Here is a 21,767-nt window from a genome sequence, read left to right on the forward strand (position 1 = left end):
GCGTCCGACTCCCCTTGCAGCCGTGCACGGTTGACTGCGGGAGCGCGGGATCGACTGGATGCCCTTCGTGATCGACGAGGTGCGGTGGGATCTCGCGTGCGGGAGGGGGGACGACGGGCACTGGTGGGGGAGGTTCGGTGTATTCGTCGACGCGCGGGCGCTGGTCGCACTCGGGTTGCATCCCGAGCAGGCGTTTGCCGTTGCCGGCGACGCCTCACCGCCGCACTGGTGGCATGCCGCCGGTGAGCGGTACGCGGTCTCGCGGTGGCCGCTCGCACGGCTCGGGGCGCCGTCCTCGTAGGTGTGGCTGGATCTCACCCCTTGTGTGCGCGCTCACAGCGTTCCCATAATCCAGCAACAGAATTTGACGAGCGCATGCCAGAACATGGTCATTCCTTTACGGCTTTCGTGGCCTGTTTATTGGCATGCGCATGTCATACATCGCATACACCCCCCACGGAAGGCTTCACGTTGAAGAAGCTCCTCAAGGCCCTCAGGAGATGCGCGGTCGCCGGTGCGGCCGCCCTCGCGGTCGTCAGCCTTCAGCCCGTCTCCGCCGCACAGGCCGCCCCGAACCCCGTGGTCGGCGGGACCCGTGCCGCGCAGAGCGAGTTCCCGTTCATGGTCCGGCTCTCCATGGGCTGCGGCGGCGCGCTCTACACCCCGCAGATCGTGCTCACCGCCGCGCACTGTGTGAGCGGCACCGGCGCCAACACCAGCATCACGGCCACCGCCGGTGTCGTGGACCTCCAGTCGACCACCGGCCGGGTCCAGGTCAAGTCCACCTACGTCTACCGGGCCCCCGGCTACAACGGCAACGGCAAGGACTGGGCGCTCATCAAGCTCGCCTCGCCCATCAACCTGGCGACGCTGCCCATCGCCACCACCACGACGTACAACACCGGCACCTTCACCATCGCCGGCTGGGGCTCGGCCACCGAGGGCGGCGCCCAGCAGCGCTACCTCCTCAAGGCGACCGTGCCGTTCGTCAGCGACGCCACCTGCCGCTCCTACAGCGGCTACAGCGGCCTGGTCGCGACCGACGAGATCTGCGCCGGCTACGCGGCGGGCGGCGTCGACACCTGCCAGGGCGACTCCGGCGGACCCATGTTCCGCAAGGACAACGCCGGCGCGTGGATCCAGGTCGGCATAGTCAGCTGGGGCATCGGCTGCGCCCGGGCCAACGCCCCCGGTGTCTACTCCGAGGTCTCGACCTTCGCCTCCGCGATCGCCGCGGCGGCGGCAACGCTCTGAATCACGCCTCGTACACCTCGTACACCTCGTAGAACAGCCACAGGCACGGGTCCGGCGCCGCCACGCGCCGGGCCCGTGCCCCGTACGTCAGAAACCGCCGCCGAAGTCGCCGCTGTCGCCGCCCCCGCCGCCGAAGTCCCCTCCCCCGCCGTCCCCGAACCCGCCCCCGAAGTCGCCCGGGTCGAAGTCCGCGCCCGACACGTCGCCGCCCTGGTAGCCGCCGGTGTTGAAGTCGCCGTAACCGGTGCCGTAGTCGGCCGCGTAGGCCGGGGCGGACATCCAGCCGCCCAGGGCCGTGCCGATGAGGAGGCCGGGAAGGATGCCGCCGCCGAAGTAGCCGCCCGCCCAGGGGCCGTAGGCCGGGCCCGCGTCCCAGTAGGGGCGGCGGCCCTGGTCCGTGTCGACCTCGCGGATCGCCGGGTCGCGGCCGTCGGCCAGCCGGGTGGCGTCGGCCGCGCAGACCGGCACCTCGCGGGGCGCGCCGCCGGCCGGGGTCCAGGTGGCGTCGGTGACCGAGGGGCCGTGCCGCGGGTCGAAGAAGCACGGCGGGCGGCGCTCGGGAAGCGGGCGGCCCTCACGGCGGGCGGCCAGCTGCGCCAGCGAGAAACGGCCGTCCTCCAGGGCCTGGGTGACCCCGCGCACGTCCTCCGGTCCGCGGGCGTCGGCCATGTACTGCTTCGCCTGCTCGTAGGCGTTCAGCGCGCGCTCGTACTCGGCGCGCATGGCGTCGTCGGCGCCGGGCTCGGCCGGGTGGAAGTCGAGCTGGTCCAGTTCCTCGCCGAAGGCGGTGATGTCCTCGTCCACGACCACCCGGAGCCGGTCCAGGGCGGCCCGCTGCTCCTCCTGGTGGCGCCGGCGGTTGCGGCGGACCAGGGCGTAGGCGCCCGCTCCGCCGGCCACGACCACTGCTCCGATCGTGATCAGCGCCGTGGTGGAGACGCCGGAGCCGTCCGCGCTGCCGCCGCCCCAGCTGGCGGGTGCCTTGCCGCCGAGGTTGGCCAGGGCGCGGTTCGTGAAGTCGGTCAGCTGGGTGTTCGCGGTCTCGCCCTGGACACTGGTGACCAGGTTCTGCACCGCCGTCCGGGACAGCACCGAGGAGTCGGCGCGGGCGTCGAAGCGGTCGCCGAGCCGGACTGCGTACAGGCCGGTGATGCCGGTGGCGGTGCGCAGGTCCGTGAAGAGGTCCTGAGTGGGGTAGCCGGCCGGCAGGACCGCGATGAACAGGGGTTTGTTCGCGTCCTTGATCTGCCGGGCCAGGGTGTCGGCCTCGGCCGTGGAGAGCTGGGCGGCGGCCGCCGGGTCGACGTACACCGGGCTCCTGCGCAGGGCGTCGGCGATCGTCGAGACACCGGTGGCCGCCGTGGCCTGCGGAGCGAACGCCGTGAGGGCGATCACCAGCAGGGCCAGCAGCAGGCCTGGGAGGCTTCGGGTCCGGGTCCGTAGCACGGCCTTCATATTTCGCAATTTACCCGAAGCCTCCCATAACCAGTCATTTCTTATGCTGCGTCGTACGCCTCCGTCAGCTTCTCCACCGCCGCCGCGTACTGGCCGGTCAGCAGCAGATGGTCGGCGTCCGCGAAGGGCTTCGACACGGCTGCCGTGATCGACTGTCCGATCTCAGCCTGCACCAGCAGTCGCGCCTTGGTGACCAGTTTCCGGCCGGCCGAGGCGGCACCCGCCCGCTCCGCGGCCTTCGCGGAGACGCCGAGCGCCCGCAGGGTGGCCTCGCCGCCCTTGGGGGACTTGGTCAGGGTCGTCAGACCCCAGCCGTACGGGTACTGCGGGTCGTACGAGGCGTCGCCCACGTTGATCGGCAGCTGGGCCTCGGACTTCGGCCAGGTGACCGGGAGCTGGCCGGTGAAGGCCTCCCTGCCGTAGAGCACGTCGGCCACGCCGTCGCCCTCCGTGCCCGGCAGCCAGGACGCCACCAGGGCGTCGATCTCGCCGAGCCGGTCTCCGATCAGCTGCGGGCGTCCGGAGACGATCAGCACCGCGCACTTCATGGCCGCGCACACCTTGTCCACGGCGGCCTGGTCGGCCGGGGTCAGCGCCAGGTCGTTGCCGTTGCCGACGTCTCCGATGCCCTCGGCGTACGGGGTCTCGCCGACGACGACCACACCCACGTCGTAGCCGCTCGTCGGCGCCGAGGCGTCCTTGGAGTAGGTGACGTCTCCCCCGGCGTTCTTCATGCCCTGGAGGATGGTGGTGCCGGTGGTGTGGGTGCCGGACTGGCCCTGCCAGGTGATGGTCCAGCCGCCGGTCTGGTTGCCGAGGTCGTCGGCGTTGGACCCGGCGACGTACACCTTCTGCGACTTCTTCAGGGGCAGGACGCTGTCGGAGTTCTTCAGCAGGACCTGCGACTCGGCGGCCGCCTGGCGGGCCACCGCCCGGTGCTTGGCGGAGCCGATCTTCGAGGCGCCGGAGGTGTCGGCGTACGGGTGCTCGAACAGGCCCAGCCTGAACTTCTGGGTGAGGATGCGGGAGACCGCGTCGTCGATGCGCTGCTCGCCGACCCGGCCGGCGTTCACCTCCGCGGTCAGGGTCTTGGTGAAGTCCTGGTAGCTGTAGGGCACCATCATCATGTCGACGCCCGCGTTGACCGACGTGCTGACGTGGGCCGCGTAGTCGCCGGGGAGCTGGTCGATGGCGTTCCAGTCGCTGATCACGAAGCCGTCGAAGCCCATCCGGCCCTTGAGTACCCCGTTGATCATGTCGGCGCGGGCGTGCATCTTCACCGGGCCCTGGCCGTCGCCGAGGATGTCGAGCGAGGAGTACGAGGGCATGACCGTGCCGATGCCCCGGTCGACCGCGGTCTGGTACGGCGCCAGGTGGACCGCCTCCAGCTGCTGCCGGGTGACCTTGGTGACGCCCTGGTCGATGGTGTACGACCCGGTCGTGGACGAGCCGTACTCCGTGCCGCCGTCGCCGACGAAGTGCTTGGCGGTGGCCAGGACCTTGTCGTCGTCCTTCAGGTCACGTCCGTCCGCCCGGCCCTGGAGGCCCTGGATCATGGTCTCCATGGACTTCACCAGCGCCGGGTCCTCGCCGAAGGACTCGTAGGAGCGGCCCCAGCGCTCGTCACGGGTGACGCAGAGGCAGGGGGCGAAGTCCCAGGGGATGCCGGTGGCGCGGACCTCGGCGGCCGTCACCGCGCCGGTGTCCTCGGCGAGCCCGGGGTCGCGGGTCGCGCCGATGCCGATGTTGTGCGGCATGATCGTGGCGCCGGCCAGGTTGTTGTGGCCGTGCACCGCGTCGACGCCGTAGATCAGCGGGATCTGGAACCTGGTCGCCTGCGCCCGGAGCTGGAAGCCGTCGATCATCTTCGCCCAGGCCGCGGCCGTGTTGGGCGTGGGCGTCGAGCCGCCGCCGGAGAGCAGCGAGCCGAGGTCGTAGGCGGCGACGTCACCGCCGTTGCCCACGGCACCGCGCTCGGCCTGGGTCATCTGGCCCACCTTCTCCGCCAGGGACATCCGGGACAGGAGGTCGGCGACCCGCTTCTGCACGGGCAACCTGCTGTCCAGGTACGGCAGTCCGTGCGCGTCGACGACGACCTGCGGGGTCTCGGCGGGGGCCTTGGCGCCGGTGACGGTGAGCTTCAGCGGGATGGCCTCGGCCGATTCGCCGGACCGGTCCTTCAGCGTGCGCACCTTGATGGTCTGCGTGGCGCCGGAGACCGTACCGGCCGGGAAGGTGAGGGTGCCGGAGACCGGGGTGTAGTCCTCGCCGGAGGTGGCGGTCCCGGTCGTGGCCGTCTCGTAGGCGACGGTCACGGGCTCGTCGAGGGGGGCGGAGCCGGTGGTGCCGACGGAGACCTTCACCGCGGCCGTGCGGCCCTCCTGTACGGGGTAGACGGCCGCGTCCGTGGTGACGGAGGCGCGCAGGGCCTGGTCGGCCTTGCCGTACAACTCGACGTCGTCCACGGCGAAATGCCCCGGGACACCGACCGGGAGGGTGAGCGCGTAGCCCCACATCTGGGTCAGGCCGAGGACGTGGTCAATACCGCCGACGGGCTGGTAGTCCGTGCGGTAGACGAAGTCGGCGAAGGGGATCTCGATCTGCTTCCAGCCGGTGAAGTCGTCGGTGAAGGAGGTGGTCCACAGCTCGGAGGCCTCGCCGTTGGCGCCGCCGTCCTTGATCTCGAAGTTGATCTTCTTGCCGTTGTCCTGGCCGTCCCACCAGAAGCGGATGCCCTTGTGGGCGGACCAGTCGTGGGCGGGTTCGGTGGCGGCGAAGTCGTGGGTGAAGCCGCCGTAGCCGCTGATGTCGTAGGTCCCGGAGAGGACCTTGGCGCCCTCGGGGGCGTCCGCCCGGTCGGCGAACTGTAGGGCGGGCGGGTCGTCGCTGTCGCCTCCCCAGGTGAAGATGCCCTCGGCGGGCTGGGAGGCGAAGGGGACCTCACCCTCGAAGCGGTCGACGGGGGTCGGTGCGGGGTCGTCGGCCGCGCGGGCCGCGGACAGGGGCATCAGGGCTGCGAGTAGGGCGGTGGACACGAGCAGGGCGGTTCTTGGCATGGACCTTCCCTCGACTCTCTGGTTCACTCATGGCTCTCACAGTTCACTCATGGCTTAGATCACGACGTGAGTTAACTAACGGCTCGCACCCCCGTCAAGACATCCGTCAGGAAGGGCGATGTGTCCATGAGAACCACCCCCCACACGGTCCGGCTGCTCTTGGCCGGGCTGCTCACCGTGGCCGGCCTCAGCGCGGTCGTGCCGTCCGCGCACGCGGCCGGTGAGCAGGTCACGGCGTACCTCACCACCACCGACGACTCCGGCGGGCGCCATGTCACCCGCGGGCTCCAGGCGCAGACGCCGTTCGCCTTCCAGTCCGGGAGCGGCGGCAGCGGCGAGAACATCACCGTCGACGAGAACACCCGCTACCAGACCTTCACCGGCGGCGGCGCGTCCTTCACCGACACCGCGGCCTGGCTGATGAACAGCAGCGGGGCGCTGTCGACGGCGACCCGGAACGCGACCATGCAGAAGCTGTTCTCGCCGACGGACGGCATCGGACTGTCGTTCCTGCGCAATCCGATGGGCGCCTCGGACCTGGCCCGGTACGGGTACACGTACGACGACATACCCGCCGGGCAGACCGACCCGAACCTCAACAGCTTCTCCATCTCCCACGACCTCGCGGACGTCGTCCCGCTCACCAAGCAGGCGCTCCAGCTGAACCCGTCCCTGACGGTGATGGCCTCGCCGTGGACCGCGCCGGCCTGGATGAAGGACAGCGGCTCGCTCAACGGGGGCTGGCTGAAGTCGGAGGACTACGGGGCCTACGCCTCGTACTTCGTGAAGTACCTCCAGGCCTACCAGGCACAGGGCGTGAAGGTCTCCTACGTCACCCCGCAGAACGAGCCGACCTGCTGTTCCGGCTACCCGTCGATGAGCTGGAACGCCTCGGGCCTGCAGTACTTCCTCAAGAGCGAACTGCTGCCGAAGCTCCAGGCCGCCGGGCTCTCCACCAAGGTCCTCGCGCACGACTGGAACTGGGACGTGTACGACTCCTACGCGGCCGCGAGCGTCGACGACTCGGCGATCCGCAACCACCCCAACTTCGGCGGGATCGCCTGGCACGGCTACGGCGGTGACATCAACAAGCAGACCACCGTCCACAACCAGTACCCCACGCTGGACGCCTTCGGCACCGAGCACTCCGGGGGCACCTGGATCGCCAACCAGCAGCGCGAGGACATGAACAACATCATCGACTACACCCGCAACTGGGCGAAGTCGGTGACGAAGTGGTCGCTGGCCGTGGACCAGAACATGGGCCCGCACAACGGCGGTTGCGGCACCTGCACCGGGCTGATCACCGTGCACAACGGGGACGGGGCGAGCGGGACCGTCGACTACACGGTCGAGTACTACACGATGGGGCACCTGACCAAGTTCGTCCGGCCCGGCGCGCAGCGGATCGCCTCCACCGCGTCCACCGCCGTGCCGAACGTGGCCTGGCGCAACCCGGACGGGTCCAAGGCGCTGATCGCCTACAACGACTCGTCCGCCGCCAAGACCGTCACCATCAACTGGGGCTCCCAGCACGCCACTTACTCACTGCCCGGCAAGACCTCGGCGACCTTCACCTGGTCCGGCACCCAGTCGGGCGGCGGCAGCCAGACGGGCGCCTTCGTCGGGCTCGCGAGCAAGTGCCTCGACGTGGCGGGCGGTTCGAGCACGAACGGTACGGCCGTGCAGCTCTACGACTGCAACGGCAGCACCGCCCAGCAGTGGACCGTGCAGTCCGACGGCTCGGTCCGCGCGCTCGGCAAGTGCCTCGACGTGACGTCGGCCTCCACGGCGGACGGCGCGAAGGTGCAGTTGTACGACTGCAACGGCACCGGGGCGCAGCAGTGGTCGTACAACGCGTCGACGGGTGACGTGGTGAACGCGGCGGCGAACAAGTGCCTCGACGTCACGGACAACTCGTCGGCCAACGGGGCGCGCGGCCAGATCTGGACGTGCACGGGATCCGCCAACCAGAAGTGGCACCTGCAGTAAGGCGGTACGCGGAACGAGCCGGGGGCTGTGAGCCCAGCCCCCGGCTTCACCGCTGTTACTCCGCCGGCTCCACGCCCGCCCGCAGCAGGCCGTAGGTGTACGCGTCCTCCAGGGCCTGCCAGGAGGCGGCGATGACGTTCTCCGCGACGCCGACGGTGGACCATTCGCCGCTGCCGTCGGACGTGGAGATCAGCACGCGGGTGATGGACTCGGTGCCGTGCTTGCCCTCCAGGATGCGGACCTTGTAGTCGACCAGGTCGAGCTTGGCGAGCTGCGGGTAGATCTTTTCGAGGCCCACGCGCAGGGCCCGGTCGAGGGCGTTGACCGGGCCGTTGCCCTCCGCCGTGGCGACGATGCGCTCGCTCTTGGCCCAGAGCTTGACCGTGGCCTCGTTGGCGTGGGTGCCGTCGGGGCGGTCCTCGACGATGGCCCGCCAGGACTCGACGCGGAAGTAGCTGCGCCGCCTGCCCTCCACCTCGGCGCGCAGGAGGAGTTCGAAGGAGGCGTCGGCCGCCTCGAAGGTGTAGCCCTTGAGCTCGTACTCCTTCACCCGCTCCACCACCCGGCCGACCAGTTCGCGGTCGCCGCCGAGGTCGATGCCGAGTTCCTTGCCCTTGAGCTCGACGGAGGCGCGGCCGGCCATGTCGGAGACCAGCATGCGCATGGTGTTGCCGACCAGCTCGGGGTCGATGTGCTGGTAGAGGTCCGGGTCGACCTTGATCGCGGAGGCGTGCAGGCCGGCCTTGTGGGCGAAGGCCGAGACGCCGACGTAGGGCTGGTGGGTGGAGGGCGTGAGGTTGACGACCTCGGCGATGGCGTGGGAGATGCGGGTCATCTCGCGCAGCCGGCCGTCGGGGAGGACCTTCTTGCCGTACTTCAGCTCCAGCGCGGCGACCACCGGGAAGAGGTTGGCGTTGCCGACGCGCTCGCCGTAGCCGTTGGCCGTGCACTGGACGTGGGTGGCGCCGGCGTCGACGGCGGCCAGGGTGTTGGCGACCGCGCAGCCGGTGTCGTCCTGGGTGTGGATGCCGAGCCGGGCGCCGGTGTCGGCGAGGACGGTGGAGACCACGGCGTTGACCTGGGCGGGGAGCATGCCGCCGTTGGTGTCGCAGAGGATGACCACGTCGGCGCCCGCCTCGGAGGCGGCCCGGACGACCGCCTTCGCGTACTCGGGGTTGGCGCGGTAGCCGTCGAAGAAGTGCTCGCAGTCGACGAAGACCCGGCGGCCCTGGTCCTTCAGGAAGGACACCGTGTCGCGGACCATCGCCAGGTTCTCGTCGAGGGTGGTGCGCAGCGCCAGTTCGACATGGCGGTCGTGGGACTTGGCGACCAGGGTGATCACCGGGGCACCGGACTCCAGCAGGGCCTTGACCTGCGGGTCCTCCGCCGCCTTGGCACCGGCCCGGCGGGTGGCGCCGAAGGCGACCAGCTGGGCGTGCTTGAAGTCGATCTCCTGCTGGGCGCGGGCGAAGAACTCGGTGTCCCGGGGGTTGGCGCCCGGCCAGCCGCCCTCGATGAAGCCCACGCCGAAGTCGTCCAGGTGCCGTGCGATGGCCAGCTTGTCCGCGACGGTGAGGTTGATGCCCTCGCGCTGCGCACCGTCGCGCAGCGTGGTGTCGAAGACGTGGAACGAGTCGTCCAGCTCGTTGGTTGCCGTCTCGGTCATGGTCACTAGGCTCCTGATGTCGAATCTCGGTCGTACCGGAATGACCGGCTCCACCGTCCCTCCATGGTCCCTCGCGCTGGTCTTCCGGCTGAAGGTGGGCCGGAAAACGAAAAAACCCCTCGCGGGTGCGAGAGGTCTGCGCGCGGGTCGAGGACGACGATGGCCACCCGTACCTGGTCGTACGTGGTGGTCACTGCGGACCGGCGCGCCTGCTGCCAATAATCATGGCGAACGAGAGCACGGGGGAAGTCTGGCACAACCCGCCCCCGGCTCACCGACCGTCTCAGGATGCGGTCGTCACGGTGGATGGATCCTGAGACCTCATCCGTGCCAGATCCAGGTCCTTCGTCTCCCGCATGGTGACGTACACCACAAGCGATACGGCGGCACAGCCCGCCACGTACCAGTAGAAGCCGGACTCGATCCCGGCGTTCTTGAACCACAGGGCGATGTACTCCGCCGTACCGCCGAACAGGGCGTTGGCGAGGGCGTAGGGCAGGGCCACGCCCAGGGCGCGGACGCCGGTCGGGAAGAGCTCGGCCTTCACGCAGGCGTTGATCGAGGTGTAGCCGGTGACCACGACGAGGGCGAGCAGGGAGAGGCCGAGGGCGGGCCAGTAACCGTTCGCGTGTTTGAGGAGGGTCAGGATCGGCACGGTGAGGACGGTGCAGCCGACCGCGAAGGTGATCAGCAGCGGGCGGCGGCCGATGCGGTCGGAGAGGGCGCCGGCGAGCGGCTGGAGGCAGGCGAAGACGGTGAGCGCGGTGAAGGAGACCAGGGTGGCGGTCTCCTTGGACAGGCCCGCGGAGTTGGAGAGGTACTTCGTGAGGTACGTCGTATACGTGTAGTAGGCGACCGTGCCGCCCATCGTCAGCGCGATGACCAGGAACGCCGCCCGCCGGTGCCGCCACAGCGCGCGCAGCGTGCCGCGCTCGGCGGTGTCCGAGGTGTCCTCCGCGTAGACCTCGGTCTCCAGCATGGTCCGGCGCAGGTAGAAGACCACGGCGGCACCGAGCGCGCCGACCACGAACGGAATGCGCCAGCCGTAGTCGTGCAGCGCGGTGTCGGAGAGGGTGTGCTGGAGGACGATCAGCAGGCCGAGGCCGGCGATCTGGCCCGCGGTCATCGACACGTACTGGAAGCTGGAGGCGAAACCGCGCCGGCGCGGGTCGGAGGCCTCGGTGAGGTAGGTGGCGCTGGCCGCGTACTCGCCGCCCACCGACAGCCCTTGCAGCAGGCGGGCGACGAGCAGCACGAAGGCTCCGCCGTAGCCGGCCACGTCGTAGGTCGGGGCGACGGCGATGAGGAGCGCGGACACCGACATGAGGGTGACGGTGAGGGTCAGGGCCGCTTTGCGGCCCTTTCGGTCACCGACCCTGCCGAGCAGCCAGCCGCCCACCGGGCGCATGAAGAACCCGACGGCGAAGATGCCGGCGGTGTTCATCAGCTGCGCGGTGGGATTTCCGCTCGGGAAGAACGCCCCGGCGAAGTAGGTGGCGAAGCTCGCGTACACGAACCAGTCGAACCACTCGACCATGTTGCCCGCCGAACCGACCCAGATCTTCTTCCACTGTTGTCGTCCCATGGGCCTTTCCTGCCCGGCGGGGGAACATGAGATTCCTTTACTGCAAATGCCTGACGAAGACGTCCTGTTCGTTGTTGGTGTCCCCGCGCGGGTTGAGGGTGCCGTCGTAGGACGTGAAGGCGACCCGGCCGCCCGTGACCCCGCCGGGAGCCGCCTGGCCTTCCTGGGCGACCAGGGTGCGGGTGTGGTTCCTCAAGTCGCTCGCATACAGCGGGTATGCGGAACCCTCGTGGGTGGTGAGGGTGACGTATCGGCCGTCCGCGCTGACCGCCGCGTCCCGCCCGTAGCCCTGGATACGGTCGTTGACGCCCGTGGCGATGTGGTGGACGAACACGTTCCAGCTGTTGTCGGTATCGGCCGGAACCAGATGGGTGTCGGCCGATTCGAAGACGACGGTACGGCCGTCCGCGCTGAGGGCCGGGTTCAGGGACTCGCGGGTGGTGGGTGAGCCGTCGGTGGAGCGGTCGATCCGGGTGCGCTCGCCGGTGGCGCGGTCGTAGAGCCAGATGTCGCTCCAGTCGTCGCCGCGCGGGCCGTTGGAGTAGGTGTACTGGTACACGATCCGGCTGCCGTCGTCGCTGACGGTGGGGGCGCCGGCGCTGCGCGGCTCCCAGGTCGGCTTCGGCGGGCTGATCCGCTCGGTGGTGTGCTTGTCGCGGTCGCGGAGGAAGACGACCGGGCCGTCGGCGTCGCTGCTGGCGGTGAAGACGGCGTAGCGGGCGGTGCCGCTCAGACGGGCGTGGGAACCCGGGCCGAAGCCCGCCGGGAGGCCGGTGTCCAGGCGTTCGGTGCGGCCGGTGCGGCGGTCGAGGAGGCGCAGGCCGGTGCCCGTGGTGTAGGCGAGGCGGCGGCCGTCGGCGCTGAGCGACGGGTCGGTGCCGTCGGCCGCGTGCGTGAGCTTGCCGGTCGTCAGGTCACGGACGAGGACCCCGCCGTGCGGGGCGCCGGGGAGCAGGTCGGTGGCGGTCGAGGAGAAGGCGACGTAGCGGCCGTTCCGGCTGATGACCGCACCGGTCGACGGGCCGTCGCCCGCCGCCCCGGAGGGCGTGACGCTGACCGGTTCGGTGCGCGGAGCGGTGGCGGGCGCGGCGGTGGCCGCCGCCCCGGTCGCGGCCAGGGCGGCGGCCGTCAGGGCGGCGGCGAGGGCGGTGCGGGTACGGACGTTCAAGGCGGTGATCCCCCGGGTGTGCTGGTCGGTGGTGGACGAGGAGCTGACCTCAGCAGGACGAACGTGCCGGCGGGGCCGGCGGACACGGCCCGCCCGGCGTCGGCTCGTCGTCGGCTCGGCGTCCTGTCACCTTGTCTTCCGTACGAAGACGTCGGCGACGCCGTTCGTGTCGCCCCGGACGAGGTTCGTGGCCGTCGAGGCGTAGGCGGCCGCCCTGCCGTCGGCGCTCAGGACGGCGGCGGACGAGGCGCCGTCGGCCTGGCCGGTGCCGAGGCTGACGCGGGTGATCGCGCCGGTCCGCAGGTCCTTGACGAAGATGTCGGCGACGCCGTTCGTGTCACCGGGGACCAGGTTGCCGGCGGTCGAGGTGAACGCCGCGTAGCGGCCGTTCGCGCTCAGGCTCGGGTCCTGGCTGGGGCCGTCGGCCTGGGTGCCGTCGGCGGCGGTGCTGGCCCGGACGGTGGTCCCCCGGGTCCGGTCGTAGACGAAGATGTCGGGCTGCCTGTTGGTGTCGTCGGGGACCAGGTAATAGAGGCTGGACTCGAAGGCGACCAGGCGGCCGTTCCCGCTGATCGAGGAGTCGTCGGCGTAGTTCTTGTAGGCGTACCGGGTGGGGCGGCTGATCTGCTCGGTGGTCTGCGTACGCAGGTCCCGGACGTAGACCGTCCTGGTCTTGGAGGTCTGCACCTGGGTCGGGTCCAGCTGGGCCGGGGTGTCGAAGGTGACGTAGCGGCCGTCGGCGCTGAGGGACGGGAAGAGCGCGTCGGCGTCGGCGAGCACGCCCGAAGTGGTGTACTGCACCAGCTGGTCACGGCCCGTGCGGCGGTCGTGGACGATCACGTCGGCGCGTTCGTTGGTGTCGCCGGGCGCGGCGTCCGGGGCCGAGGTGGCATAGGCGACGACCCGGCCGTTCGCGCTGATCGCGGGGTACGAGTTGGCCAGCCAGTCGGTGGGGTGGCCCTTGCTGATGCGTTCCGCGCGGTGGGTGCGGCGGTCGTAGAGGTAGATGTCGGCCACGCCGTTGTCGTCGCCCTTGGCGAGCGCGGCCGAGGTCGCGAAGACGACGTAGCGGCCGTCGCCGCTGAGGGCCGGGGCGCTCGCCGGGCCCTTCGCGATCCGCTCGGTGCGGCCGGTGCGCAGGTCGCGTACGAAGACGTCGGCCACGCCGTTGCGGTCGCCGCGGACCAGGTTGCCGGCGGCCGAGGTGAAGGCCACGTAGCGGCCGTCGGCGCTCAGCGCGGGTGCGGCGGAGGCGGCGTCGGCCTGCCGGCCGCCCGGTCCCACGCTGACCCTGGTGGTGGCGGGGTGCGATGCCGCGGCGGCGGTCGGGGCCGCGGTTCCCGTGAGCGCGAGCAGCAAGGCGCTGCCCAGCGCGGCGCCGCCTAAGTACACGCGTGGTGCAGTGGACATGATGACCCCCGTGATCGTGTCGTCCCTCGGGTCCCCCGGCCCTGCGCCGAAGGCTCAGCCGAGGGCTCACCGGAATGCAACCGCAGCACACAACCCGGGTCAATCACCCTTATTGCGTACAACCGGGTCGGAAGGTCACGCGTCCGCGAGAAGATCCGCTTCCAGGAACTCGCGTACATGGCCGAGAACCTGTGCCCGGTCCGTGCCGCGCAGGCCGATCGCGACATGGATGGAGAAGCCGTCGAGCAGGGACCGCAGCCGCGCGGCGAAGCGGTCGGCGTCGACGGGCCGGAACTCGCCCCGCGAGATGCCCTCCGCGAGCAGGGCCACCAGGTCGCGGTGCCAGGCGCCCTCGATGGCGGCCTGGCGGTCGCGGGCGGCCTCGTCGGCGTTCTGCGAGCGGTTCCAGACCTCCAGCCAGAGCGTCCAGTGCGGGTCCCGGTGGCCGACGGGGACGTACAGGTCGACATAGGCGTCGAGGCGCTCGCGGGCGGTGCCGCGGCGGGTGAGCAGCCGGCCGCGCTCGGCGCCCAGCCGGCCCTCGCTCCACTCCAGGGTCTGGAGCAGCAGTTCGTCCTTGGACCGGAAGTAGTAGAGGAGATGGCCGCTGCTCATGCCGACCTCGTGGCCGAGCGCGGCCATGGTGAGTTTCTCCAGACCGCGCTCGGCGATCATGTCCATGGCGGCGGCGAGCACGTCCTCGCGGGGCGGGGCCTGTCTGCGCCCACCGGCCATGTGCTGCTCCTCGTACTGCTAGATCTTCGGCTGCTGTTGCGTGATGCAGTGGACGCCGCCACCGCCGGAGAAGATCGTACGGGCGTCCACCAGCGTCACCGTCCGCTCGGGGAAGAGACGGCGGAAGATCCCGGCGGCGATCTCGTCGCGCGGGTCGTCGAAGCCGCAGAGCACGACCCCGCCGTTGCAGAGGTAGTGGTTGATGTAGGAGTAGTCGGCCCAGTGGCCGTCGGCCTCCAGGACGGTCGGGGCCGGGACCTCGACGACCTCCAGGGTGCGGCCGCGCGCGTCCGTCTGGGACCGCAGCAGGCCGATGACCTCCTGGGTCACCTCGTGGTCCGGGTGCGCGGGGTCCGGCTGGGAGTGCGCGACCACGACTCCCGGGCGGGCGAAGGCGGCGACGATGTCGACATGGCCGAGGGTCCCGAAGCCGTGCGGAGGGTAGTCGCCGGTGAGGCCGCGGGGCAGCCAGATGGCCTTGCGGGTGCCGAGCATCCCGTGGATCTCCGCCTCGACCTCCGCGCGGCTCCACCCGGGGTTGCGCTCGGGCCCGAGCTGCACCGTCTCGGTCAGCAGGACGGTCCCCTCGCCGTCGACATGGATCGCACCGCCCTCGTTCACCAGCTTCGAGGCGTACGTCTTCGCGCCCGCGAGGTCCGCGACATACCCGGCGATCTTCGTGTCGTGCTCCCAGCGGGCCCAGTGCTGGGCGCCCCAGCCGTTGAACGTCCAGTCGACGGCGGCCAGTTCACGTCCGTCGGTGAGGAAGGTGGGGCCGATGTCCCGCATCCAGGCGTCGTCGAGGTCCCGCTCGACGGTGTCGACGCCGGGCCCGAGCAGCGTCCGTGCCGCCGCCGACTGGCCGGGACCGCACACGACGGTCACCGGTTCGAAGCGGAGGACGGCACGGGCCACCGACGCCCAGGCCGTCCGGGAGGCGAGGAGGTCGTCCGGGTCGTCGAAGGTGGGGTTGGGGCCCGGCCACGCCATCCAGGTGCGCTCGTGCCGGGTCCACTCGGCGGGCATCCGGAAACCGTCGGAGGCAGCAGTCATCGGTGATCCTCAGAGGAAGTACAGGCGGTTGAGGGAGACGGAGTCGGCGGGCTCGGAGCGGAGCGGCTCGCCGTCGAGGGTGACCAGGCCGGTGCGCCGGTCCACGTCGACCGCTCCGGTGCGCGAGTTGCGCCGCAGGTCGGCCGGGCCGATGCCGCGGGTGCCGCGGACGGCGACCCGGCGGCGCCGGGTGGGCATGGTGTCGTGGCCCTGGTCGAGGGCGGCCTGGGCCACGAACGCCACGGAGATGTCGGCGGGGGTGGCGCCGTGCGCCCCGAACTGGGGGCCAAGCACGAGGGGTTCGCAGGTGTCGGTGGCCGCGTTCGGGTCGCCGGTCACGCCGTACGCCGGGAAGCCGGACTTGAGGACGAGCTGCGGCTTGGCGCCGAAGTACTCCGGCAGCCACAGCACGATGTCGGCCAGCTTGCCGACCTCGATGGAGCCGACCTCGTGCGCGAGCCCGTGGGCGATCGCCGGGTTGATGGTCAGCTTGGCCATGTACCGCAGCACGCGCTCGTTGTCGTGGCCGTCGTCCGGGGCGCCGAGCTCGGCCTTCATCTTGCCGGCCATGGCGAAGGTGCGGCGGACGGTCTCCCCGGCCCGGCCCATGCCCTGCGCGTCGGACGAGGTGATGCCGATCGCGCCCAGGTCGTGCAGTACATCCTCGGCGCCCATGGTCCCGGCGCGGATGCGGTCGCGGGCCATGGCCGCGTCGCCGGGCAGGTCGGTCTTCAGGTCGTGGACGGAGACGATCATGCCGTAGTGCTCGGCGACCGCGTCCCGGCCGAAGGGCAGGGTGGGGTTGGTGGAGGAGCCGATGACGTTGGGGACACCGGCCATCTTCAGGACGTTCGGTACGTGTCCGCCGCCGCAGCCCTCGATGTGGAAGGCGTGGATGGTGCGGCCCTCCAGCACCCGGAGGGTGTCCTCGACCGACAGGCACTCGTTCAGCCCGTCGCTGTGCAGGGCGACCTGGACGTCGTGTTCCTCGGCGACCCGCAGGGCCGTGTCCAGGGCCCGGGTGTGGGCGCCCATGTCCTCGTGCACCTTGAAGCCGGAGGCACCCCCCTCGGCCAGCGCCTCGACCAGCGGAGCCGCGTGCGAGGACGAACCCCGCCCGAGGAAGCCGATGTTGACCGGCCACGCGTCGAAGGCGCTGAACGCGTGCTTGAGCGCCCAGGGCGAGTTGACGCCGACGCCCCACACCGGGCCGAACTCCTGCCCGATGATCGTGGTGACGCCGGAGGCCAGCGAGGCCTCCATGATGCGCGGCGACAGCAGGTGCACGTGCGTGTCGACGGCCCCGGCGGTCGCGATCAGCCCCTCGCCGGACACGATCGAGGTACCGGTACCGACCACGACGTCCACCCCGTCGAGGGTGTCGGGGTTTCCGGCCCGCCCGATCGCATGGATCCGCCCCTCGCGGATGCCGATGGACACCTTCCGGATCCCGAGCACGGCGTCGATGACGACGACGTTGCTGATCACGACGTCGCAGGTCTCGCGAACGGCGGCGGCCTTGAGGTGCAGTCCGTCCCTGGCCGTCTTGCCGAAGCCCGCCAGGAACTCGTCGCCGTAGCGCTGGGAGTCGTCCTCGACGCGGATCACCAGCCCCGAGTCGCCGAGGCGGACGCGGTCGCCGGCGCGGGGGCCGTGGGTGGCCGCGTACTCGTACGGCGTGAGGCGGCGGGCCTCCGCCGGGTGCCCTCCGGGACGGCTCATCGGTCCCCCTCCTGGTCGCGGATGTCGTGAACGCCCAGGTAGCCGCAGGCGGCCGCGCGGCGCAGCGCCTCCTCGCGGGCCCCGGGCGCGTCCAGCGGCCCGTCGACCAGCCCGGCGAAGCCGATGGCGACCCGGGCACCGCCGATCGGCACCAGGCCGACCTCCAGGGACTCCCCCGGCCCGAAGCGCACGGAGGACCCGGCGGGCACGGCGAGCCGCAGACCGTAGGCGGCGGCGCGGTCGAAGTCGAGGCGCGGGTTGGCCTCGAAGAAGTGGAAGTGGGAGGTGACGGAGACGGGGACGGTCGCGGTGTTGGTCACGGGCAGCCGTACGACCGCCTCCGGGTCGCCGTGCTCGGGTCCCGGCAGCAGCGCGCCCGGCCCCTCGTCGCCCAGCCCGCCGCCCCCGATCGGGTCGGTGACCACCGCGAGCCGTGAGCCGTCGTCGAAGACGGCCTCGACATGCACCTCGGTGACGATGTCGGCGACACCGGGCAGCACGTCGGCCGGGCCGAGGACGGAGCGGGCCGCCTCGACGGCCTCGGCGAGCCGCCTGCCATCCCGGGCGGCCTCGCAGACGGTGTCCGCGATCAGTGCGGTGGCCTCCGGCACGTTGAGCCTGAGGCCCCGGGCGCGGCGGGCGCGGGCCAGCTCGGCGGCTCCGAAGAGCAGCAGCCGGTCACGTTCCGTGGGGGTCAGTCGCACGTCCCGGTACCTCCTTCGCTTCCTGCACTTAGAGCACCACTCTAAATGCCGGATTAGGAGAAGGGAACCATTGACATCAACCGCCTGGTCACCCACATTGAACGTCGCTCTAACTCTCAGCCATACGTCTCAGGTGGCCGTCGAAGGAGACCAGCCATGCCGATAGAACAGCGCGGAGTCGACACCATCCCGGACGAGGAACGCACCAGCGGACCCAAGGACCTGGTCTCGATCCTGCTCGGCTCCAACCTCTGCCTCGGCGTGATCATCTTCGGCTGGCTGCCGCCGTCCTTCGGGCTCGGCTGGTGGGCGTCGGTGAGCGCGGTCGTGGCGGGCACACTGGTCGGCACGGTGTTCACGGCCCCGCTGGCCCTGGTCTCGCTGCGCACCGGCACCAACCTCTCCACCTCCTCCGGCGCCCAGTTCGGGGTGCGCGGACGGCTGGTCGGCTCGGTGGTGGGCCTGCTGCTGGCCCTCGGCTACACCGCGCTGACCGTGTGGATCGGCGGCGACGTCATGGTGAGCGTGCTGGGCCGGCTGTTCGGACTGCCCGCGGACGGGGTGTCGTACGCCGTGGTCTACGCGGTGCTCGCGGCGGCGACGGTGGCGGGCGCGGTCTACGGCTACCGGGTGCTGCTCGCCATGTCCAAGGTCCTCGCCATCGGCATGACGGCCCTGCTGGTCCTCGGGATCTTCGCCTACGCCCCGCACTTCACCACCTCTCCCCTGCCGGAGGCGGGCGGCTATCTGCTGGGCGGCTTCTGGCCGACCTGGTGCCTGGCGGCGGTCGCGGCGGGGCTGTCCGGCCCGGTCGCCTTCATCACCCTCCTCGGCGACTACACGCGCTACATCTCCCCCGCCCGCCACTCCTCCCGCCGGGTCCTGCACGCGACCTGGCTGGGCCTGATCCTGGGCCTGCTGGTGCCGCAGCTGTTCGGCACGTTCACCGCGTACGCGGCGCGGGCGGCCACGGAGTACGCGGGCCCCCTGGTGTCGGCCTCCCCCACCTGGTACCTGGTCCCGCTGCTGCTCTCCGCCTCCGCGGGCTCGGTCGGCAACGCGGGCCTGATGCTGTACTCGATGGGCCTGGACCTGGACGCGATCCTGCCCCGCGCGTCCCGCGCCCGCGCCACCTACACGGTCGCGATCGTGGCCACGGCCTGCGTCTTCGTCGGCCACTACGCCTGGAACGCGCAGTCCGCGATGACGTCCTTCGTGCTCCTGCTGACCGCGATCGGCACCCCCTGGGCGGTCATCACGCTCATCGGCTTCGTCCGCTGCCGGGGCAGGTACGACGCGGACGCCCTCCAGGTCTTCAACCGCCGCTCGCACGGCGGGATCTACTGGTACCGGGCCGGCTGGAACATCCGGGCCGCGGTCTCCTGGACCCTGGGCGCGGGAGTCGGCCTGCTGGCGGTGTCCCTGCCGTCGTACGAGGGCCCGCTGCTGTCGCTGACGGGCGGGGTGGACTGCAGCTTCCTGCTGTCGGGCCTGACCGGCGGCCTGGTCTACCTGGCGCTGACGGCTCGCCGTCCGGTCGTGCCGGTCAGCCCGGCCCCAGCCCCGGCAGGAACTCGCTCGCCCCGAACGCCGGTTTGAGGTCGGTGAACCAGGTGGCGCCCTCGTCGTAGGCGGCGAAGAACGGCCGGTCCACCAGGGCCGGGTCGCGGGCCTGGATCAGGTGCAGGACGAAGACCTTCTCGCCGGCCACCTCGGCGACCCCGTCCACGCAGACCTTGCCGGGCATCGCCGACATGACCGGGCCGCGGACGGTGCGGGCGAGGCCGGAGACCCGGGCGTACGCGTCCCGGAAGACCGCGTGGCCGCGGGCCAGGGGGACGGCGAAGTAGCCCTGTGGGCCGGTGTCCCGCTCCACGAACTGGTAGTACGGGACCGCGCCCAGCGTGGTCGTCTCCTCCCACAGCTCGGCCCAGGCCTCGGCGCTGTCGTTGATCCCGGCCACCAGCGGCCCCTGACAGCGGATCACGGCACCGGTGTCACGGACCCGGCGCATGGCCTCCCGTACGACGGGCGGGCGCAGCTCCTGCGGATGCGTGAAGTGGGCCATCAGCGCGAGGTGCCGGCCGCTCGCCACCACCTGCTCGAAGAGGCGGAGCAGGTCGTCGGCGTCCCGGTCGGTGGTGAAGCGGTAGGGCCAGAAGGCGAGCGACTTGGTGCCGATGCGCACCGAGCGGACCGTGTCGGTCTCCAGGAGGGGTTCGACGTAACGGCGCAGCACGTCGGTGCTCATGACCAGGGGGTCGCCGCCCGTGATCAGGGCGCTGCTCACCTCGGGGTGGGCGCGCAGGTAGGCGGTCGTGGCCGCGATGTCGTCGGTGGCGATGCGCAGGTCGGCCTCGCCGACGAACTGCGGCCAGCGGAAGCAGTAGGTGCAGTAGGCGTGGCAGGTCTGGCCCTGGCGCGGGAAGACCAGCACGGTCTCCGGGTACTTGTGCTGGAGGCCGGTGAGGCGGCGGCCCTCGTGCACGGGGACGTTGGCGTCGAGCTGGCCCGAGGGATGCGGGTTGAGCCGCATCCGGATCTCGTGGGCGGCACGCTGGACCTCGGCCCGGGGCGCCTGCCGGGCCAGCAGGCCGGACATCCGGCGGACGTCGGGCCCGGGCAGCATCCCGGACTGCGGGAAGGTCAGCCGGAAGACCGGGTCCTCGGGCACCGCCGACCAGTCGATCAGCTCGTCGACGACATAGGCGTTGGTGCGGAACGGCAGGACCGAGGAGACCGCCCGCAGCGCCAGCCGCTGCTCGTCCGTCAGGGAGACCCGCCGCAGCAGGCCGTCCAGGTCGCGGGGCGTGAAGGCGCGGAAACGGGGGTGGTGCGCTGAACACATGTGTGGCGGGGCCCTCTATTCCGTGACCAGGACCGTGGACGGCCGCAACTCCACGAAGGCGGCCGCGTGCGCATCGTACTTCTCCCCGAAGTGGTGGATGAGCCGCCGGTGCAGCTCGCTCTCGTCGTCCACGACGATCACCTCGTGCGCCCCGGCCCCGGTCAGCGCCTCGCTGTACGCGCTGAGTTGGTCCAGCCGGCGGCGCGCCAGATAGGTGACGAGGTCGGGCGCGGCGACGTACAGGCGGTCGTCGAGGAAGACGAAGCGGCAGACGAACTCCCGTCTGCCGTCGGTGGCGTCGACCAGGGTGACGGGGAGCCTGGTGAACCGTTCCATCGGCTTGCCCTGCTGCCACAGTTCGTCGAAGCGCTGCTCCACGAAGGTGCCGAGCGGGGAGCGGACCGCGACCTCCAGCTGGACGCCCTCGCCGGAGAGCCGGCCGACGGTCAGGAAGGAGACCAGGCAGCGCTCGTCCCAGCGGTAGAGGGTGACACCGGGGGAGGTCGAGCACAGCCGTACCTCCAGCAGATGCCGGGAGGTGGCGTCCAGGCGGCGGGCGAAGGCGTCCAGGGTGCGCAGGTTGCGCATGATGTCGCGGCGGATGTCGGCGCTCCGCTCGCCCAGTTCGCGGCCGCGCAGGATGACGGCGAGGGAGTCGGGGTCAAGGAGCAGGATCTGCACCCGGGCGCCGCTCGCGGTGGCGGATCTGACGCCGCGGAAGAGACGCTCGGAGAACTGCGGGCCGAACAGGTTGGAGAAGGTGTCGAGGACCTTCACGTTGGACGTCGAGCCGTACACCTGGGCGGCGAACCACTCGTAGTCGAGCCGGGTGTGCTCGCGGACGCGGCCCTCCTGGGCCCGGGATATCAGCGGGCCGATGACGAACACGGTGACGACCACGCCGACGATGTCGGTGCCGAGGTTGAGGGCGAGGTTCTGCCCGTAGTTGTCCATCGTCGACGCCCGCCACAGCAGCACGGCCGCGACGGCGGTGAGCAGTCCGAGCACGGTGAGGCTCTGCGGGCGGCGCGGTGTCCGTAAGGTCCGCATCAGCCAGCGCAGCCGTGGCATCGGCGACCGTCCGCTCACGCGTGTTCCCTCCCCCGTGTGGACTGAGGT

Annotated in this window: 16 protein-coding genes; 4 read left to right on the forward strand and 12 right to left on the reverse strand. The window is 71.1% G+C overall.

What is annotated here, in order from left to right; all coding sequences use genetic code 11:
* Nucleotides 1–58 precede the first annotated feature (58 nt).
* Nucleotides 59–301, forward strand: coding sequence for a hypothetical protein (locus tag ACGFZQ_RS19155; RefSeq protein ID WP_393841341.1), 243 nt, complete (start codon nt 59–61; stop codon nt 299–301).
* 170 nt (nt 302–471) lie between these two features.
* Nucleotides 472–1,254, forward strand: a complete 783-nt coding sequence (locus tag ACGFZQ_RS19160) for a serine protease (RefSeq protein WP_351739482.1) — start codon at nt 472–474, stop codon at nt 1,252–1,254.
* 87 nt (nt 1,255–1,341) lie between these two features.
* Here the strand turns inward: ACGFZQ_RS19160 and ACGFZQ_RS19165 are convergent, their stop codons facing one another.
* Nucleotides 1,342–2,709 (reverse strand): hypothetical protein, encoded by a 1,368-nt coding sequence (locus ACGFZQ_RS19165; RefSeq protein WP_393841342.1) that lies wholly within the window; start codon nt 2,707–2,709, stop codon nt 1,342–1,344.
* Nucleotides 2,710–2,750: 41 nt separating this feature from the next.
* Nucleotides 2,751–5,765 (reverse strand): glycoside hydrolase family 3 N-terminal domain-containing protein, encoded by a 3,015-nt coding sequence (locus ACGFZQ_RS19170; RefSeq protein WP_393841343.1) that lies wholly within the window; start codon nt 5,763–5,765, stop codon nt 2,751–2,753.
* A 126-nt stretch (nt 5,766–5,891) separates the two neighbouring features.
* Here ACGFZQ_RS19170 and ACGFZQ_RS19175 point away from each other — a divergent pair, with 126 nt between their 5' ends.
* Nucleotides 5,892–7,757 carry a ricin-type beta-trefoil lectin domain protein gene (locus ACGFZQ_RS19175; RefSeq protein WP_393841344.1) on the forward strand — a complete coding sequence of 622 codons (1,866 nt, stop codon included), beginning with the start codon at nt 5,892–5,894 and terminating at the stop codon, nt 7,755–7,757.
* Between the two features lie 55 nt (nt 7,758–7,812).
* Here ACGFZQ_RS19175 and cimA read toward each other — a convergent pair whose 3' ends face one another.
* From cimA to ureA, 8 genes are all read right to left on the reverse strand, one after another.
* Complete coding sequence (gene cimA / locus ACGFZQ_RS19180) at nt 7,813–9,423, reverse strand: citramalate synthase (protein ID WP_393841345.1); 1,611 nt, start codon at nt 9,421–9,423, stop codon at nt 7,813–7,815.
* 283 nt (nt 9,424–9,706) lie between these two features.
* Nucleotides 9,707–11,008 (reverse strand): MFS transporter, encoded by a 1,302-nt coding sequence (locus ACGFZQ_RS19185; RefSeq protein ID WP_351739495.1) that lies wholly within the window; start codon nt 11,006–11,008, stop codon nt 9,707–9,709.
* A 37-nt stretch (nt 11,009–11,045) separates the two neighbouring features.
* The gene (locus tag ACGFZQ_RS19190; RefSeq protein WP_393841346.1) at nt 11,046–12,176 is read right to left on the reverse strand and encodes a hypothetical protein; all 1,131 of its coding nucleotides are present in this window, start codon (nt 12,174–12,176) and stop codon (nt 11,046–11,048) included.
* 126 nt (nt 12,177–12,302) lie between these two features.
* Nucleotides 12,303–13,586, reverse strand: coding sequence for a TolB family protein (locus tag ACGFZQ_RS19195; RefSeq protein ID WP_393841347.1), 1,284 nt, complete (start codon nt 13,584–13,586; stop codon nt 12,303–12,305).
* A 135-nt stretch (nt 13,587–13,721) separates the two neighbouring features.
* Nucleotides 13,722–14,321 carry a TetR/AcrR family transcriptional regulator gene (locus ACGFZQ_RS19200; protein ID WP_351711058.1) on the reverse strand — a complete coding sequence of 200 codons (600 nt, stop codon included), beginning with the start codon at nt 14,319–14,321 and terminating at the stop codon, nt 13,722–13,724.
* An 18-nt stretch (nt 14,322–14,339) separates the two neighbouring features.
* Nucleotides 14,340–15,374, reverse strand: coding sequence for an agmatine/peptidylarginine deiminase (locus tag ACGFZQ_RS19205; RefSeq protein WP_393841348.1), 1,035 nt, complete (start codon nt 15,372–15,374; stop codon nt 14,340–14,342).
* A 9-nt stretch (nt 15,375–15,383) separates the two neighbouring features.
* Nucleotides 15,384–17,096, reverse strand: coding sequence for an urease subunit alpha (locus tag ACGFZQ_RS19210; protein WP_393841349.1), 1,713 nt, complete (start codon nt 17,094–17,096; stop codon nt 15,384–15,386).
* Entirely contained in the window at nt 17,093–17,800 is a 708-nt protein-coding gene (gene ureA, locus ACGFZQ_RS19215) for an urease subunit gamma (protein WP_393841350.1), read from the reverse strand. Before ureA ends, ACGFZQ_RS19210 begins: the two co-directional genes overlap by 4 nt.
* A 156-nt stretch (nt 17,801–17,956) precedes the next feature.
* On the opposite strand from ureA, the gene ACGFZQ_RS19220 reads away from it, so the two are divergent.
* Nucleotides 17,957–19,399 carry a cytosine permease gene (locus ACGFZQ_RS19220; RefSeq protein WP_393841351.1) on the forward strand — a complete coding sequence of 481 codons (1,443 nt, stop codon included), beginning with the start codon at nt 17,957–17,959 and terminating at the stop codon, nt 19,397–19,399.
* Here the strand turns inward: ACGFZQ_RS19220 and ACGFZQ_RS19225 are convergent.
* Together ACGFZQ_RS19225 and ACGFZQ_RS19230 are read right to left on the reverse strand one after the other, a co-directional pair.
* Complete coding sequence (locus tag ACGFZQ_RS19225; protein WP_393841352.1) at nt 19,347–20,648, reverse strand: KamA family radical SAM protein; 1,302 nt, start codon at nt 20,646–20,648, stop codon at nt 19,347–19,349. The two genes, ACGFZQ_RS19220 and ACGFZQ_RS19225, sit on opposite strands and share 53 nt — an antisense overlap.
* A gap of 15 nt (nt 20,649–20,663) precedes the next feature.
* Nucleotides 20,664–21,737, reverse strand: coding sequence for a hypothetical protein (locus ACGFZQ_RS19230; protein WP_393841353.1), 1,074 nt, complete (start codon nt 21,735–21,737; stop codon nt 20,664–20,666).
* Nucleotides 21,738–21,767: the final 30 nt, after the last annotated feature.

This window comes from Streptomyces sp. NPDC048254 (assembly GCF_043201895.1).
Lineage (GTDB): Bacteria > Actinomycetota > Actinomycetes > Streptomycetales > Streptomycetaceae > Streptomyces.

Bases quoted from the DNA above. Each gene is read 5' to 3' on its own strand.
- ACGFZQ_RS19155 (WP_393841341.1), top strand. From the start codon at position 59: ATGCCCTTCGTGATCGACGAGGTGCGGTGGGATCTCGCGTGCGGGAGG.
- ACGFZQ_RS19165 (WP_393841342.1), bottom strand. From the start codon at position 2,709: ATGAAGGCCGTGCTACGGACCCGGACCCGAAGCCTCCCAGGCCTGCTG.
- ACGFZQ_RS19170 (WP_393841343.1), bottom strand. From the start codon at position 5,765: ATGCCAAGAACCGCCCTGCTCGTGTCCACCGCCCTACTCGCAGCCCTG.
- ACGFZQ_RS19175 (WP_393841344.1), top strand. From the start codon at position 5,892: ATGAGAACCACCCCCCACACGGTCCGGCTGCTCTTGGCCGGGCTGCTC.
- cimA (WP_393841345.1), bottom strand. From the start codon at position 9,423: ATGACCGAGACGGCAACCAACGAGCTGGACGACTCGTTCCACGTCTTC.
- ACGFZQ_RS19185 (WP_351739495.1), bottom strand. From the start codon at position 11,008: ATGGGACGACAACAGTGGAAGAAGATCTGGGTCGGTTCGGCGGGCAAC.
- ACGFZQ_RS19195 (WP_393841347.1), bottom strand. From the start codon at position 13,586: ATGTCCACTGCACCACGCGTGTACTTAGGCGGCGCCGCGCTGGGCAGC.
- ACGFZQ_RS19200 (WP_351711058.1), bottom strand. From the start codon at position 14,321: ATGGCCGGTGGGCGCAGACAGGCCCCGCCCCGCGAGGACGTGCTCGCC.
- ACGFZQ_RS19205 (WP_393841348.1), bottom strand. From the start codon at position 15,374: ATGACTGCTGCCTCCGACGGTTTCCGGATGCCCGCCGAGTGGACCCGG.
- ACGFZQ_RS19210 (WP_393841349.1), bottom strand. From the start codon at position 17,096: ATGAGCCGTCCCGGAGGGCACCCGGCGGAGGCCCGCCGCCTCACGCCG.
- ACGFZQ_RS19220 (WP_393841351.1), top strand. From the start codon at position 17,957: ATGCCGATAGAACAGCGCGGAGTCGACACCATCCCGGACGAGGAACGC.
- ACGFZQ_RS19225 (WP_393841352.1), bottom strand. From the start codon at position 20,648: ATGTGTTCAGCGCACCACCCCCGTTTCCGCGCCTTCACGCCCCGCGAC.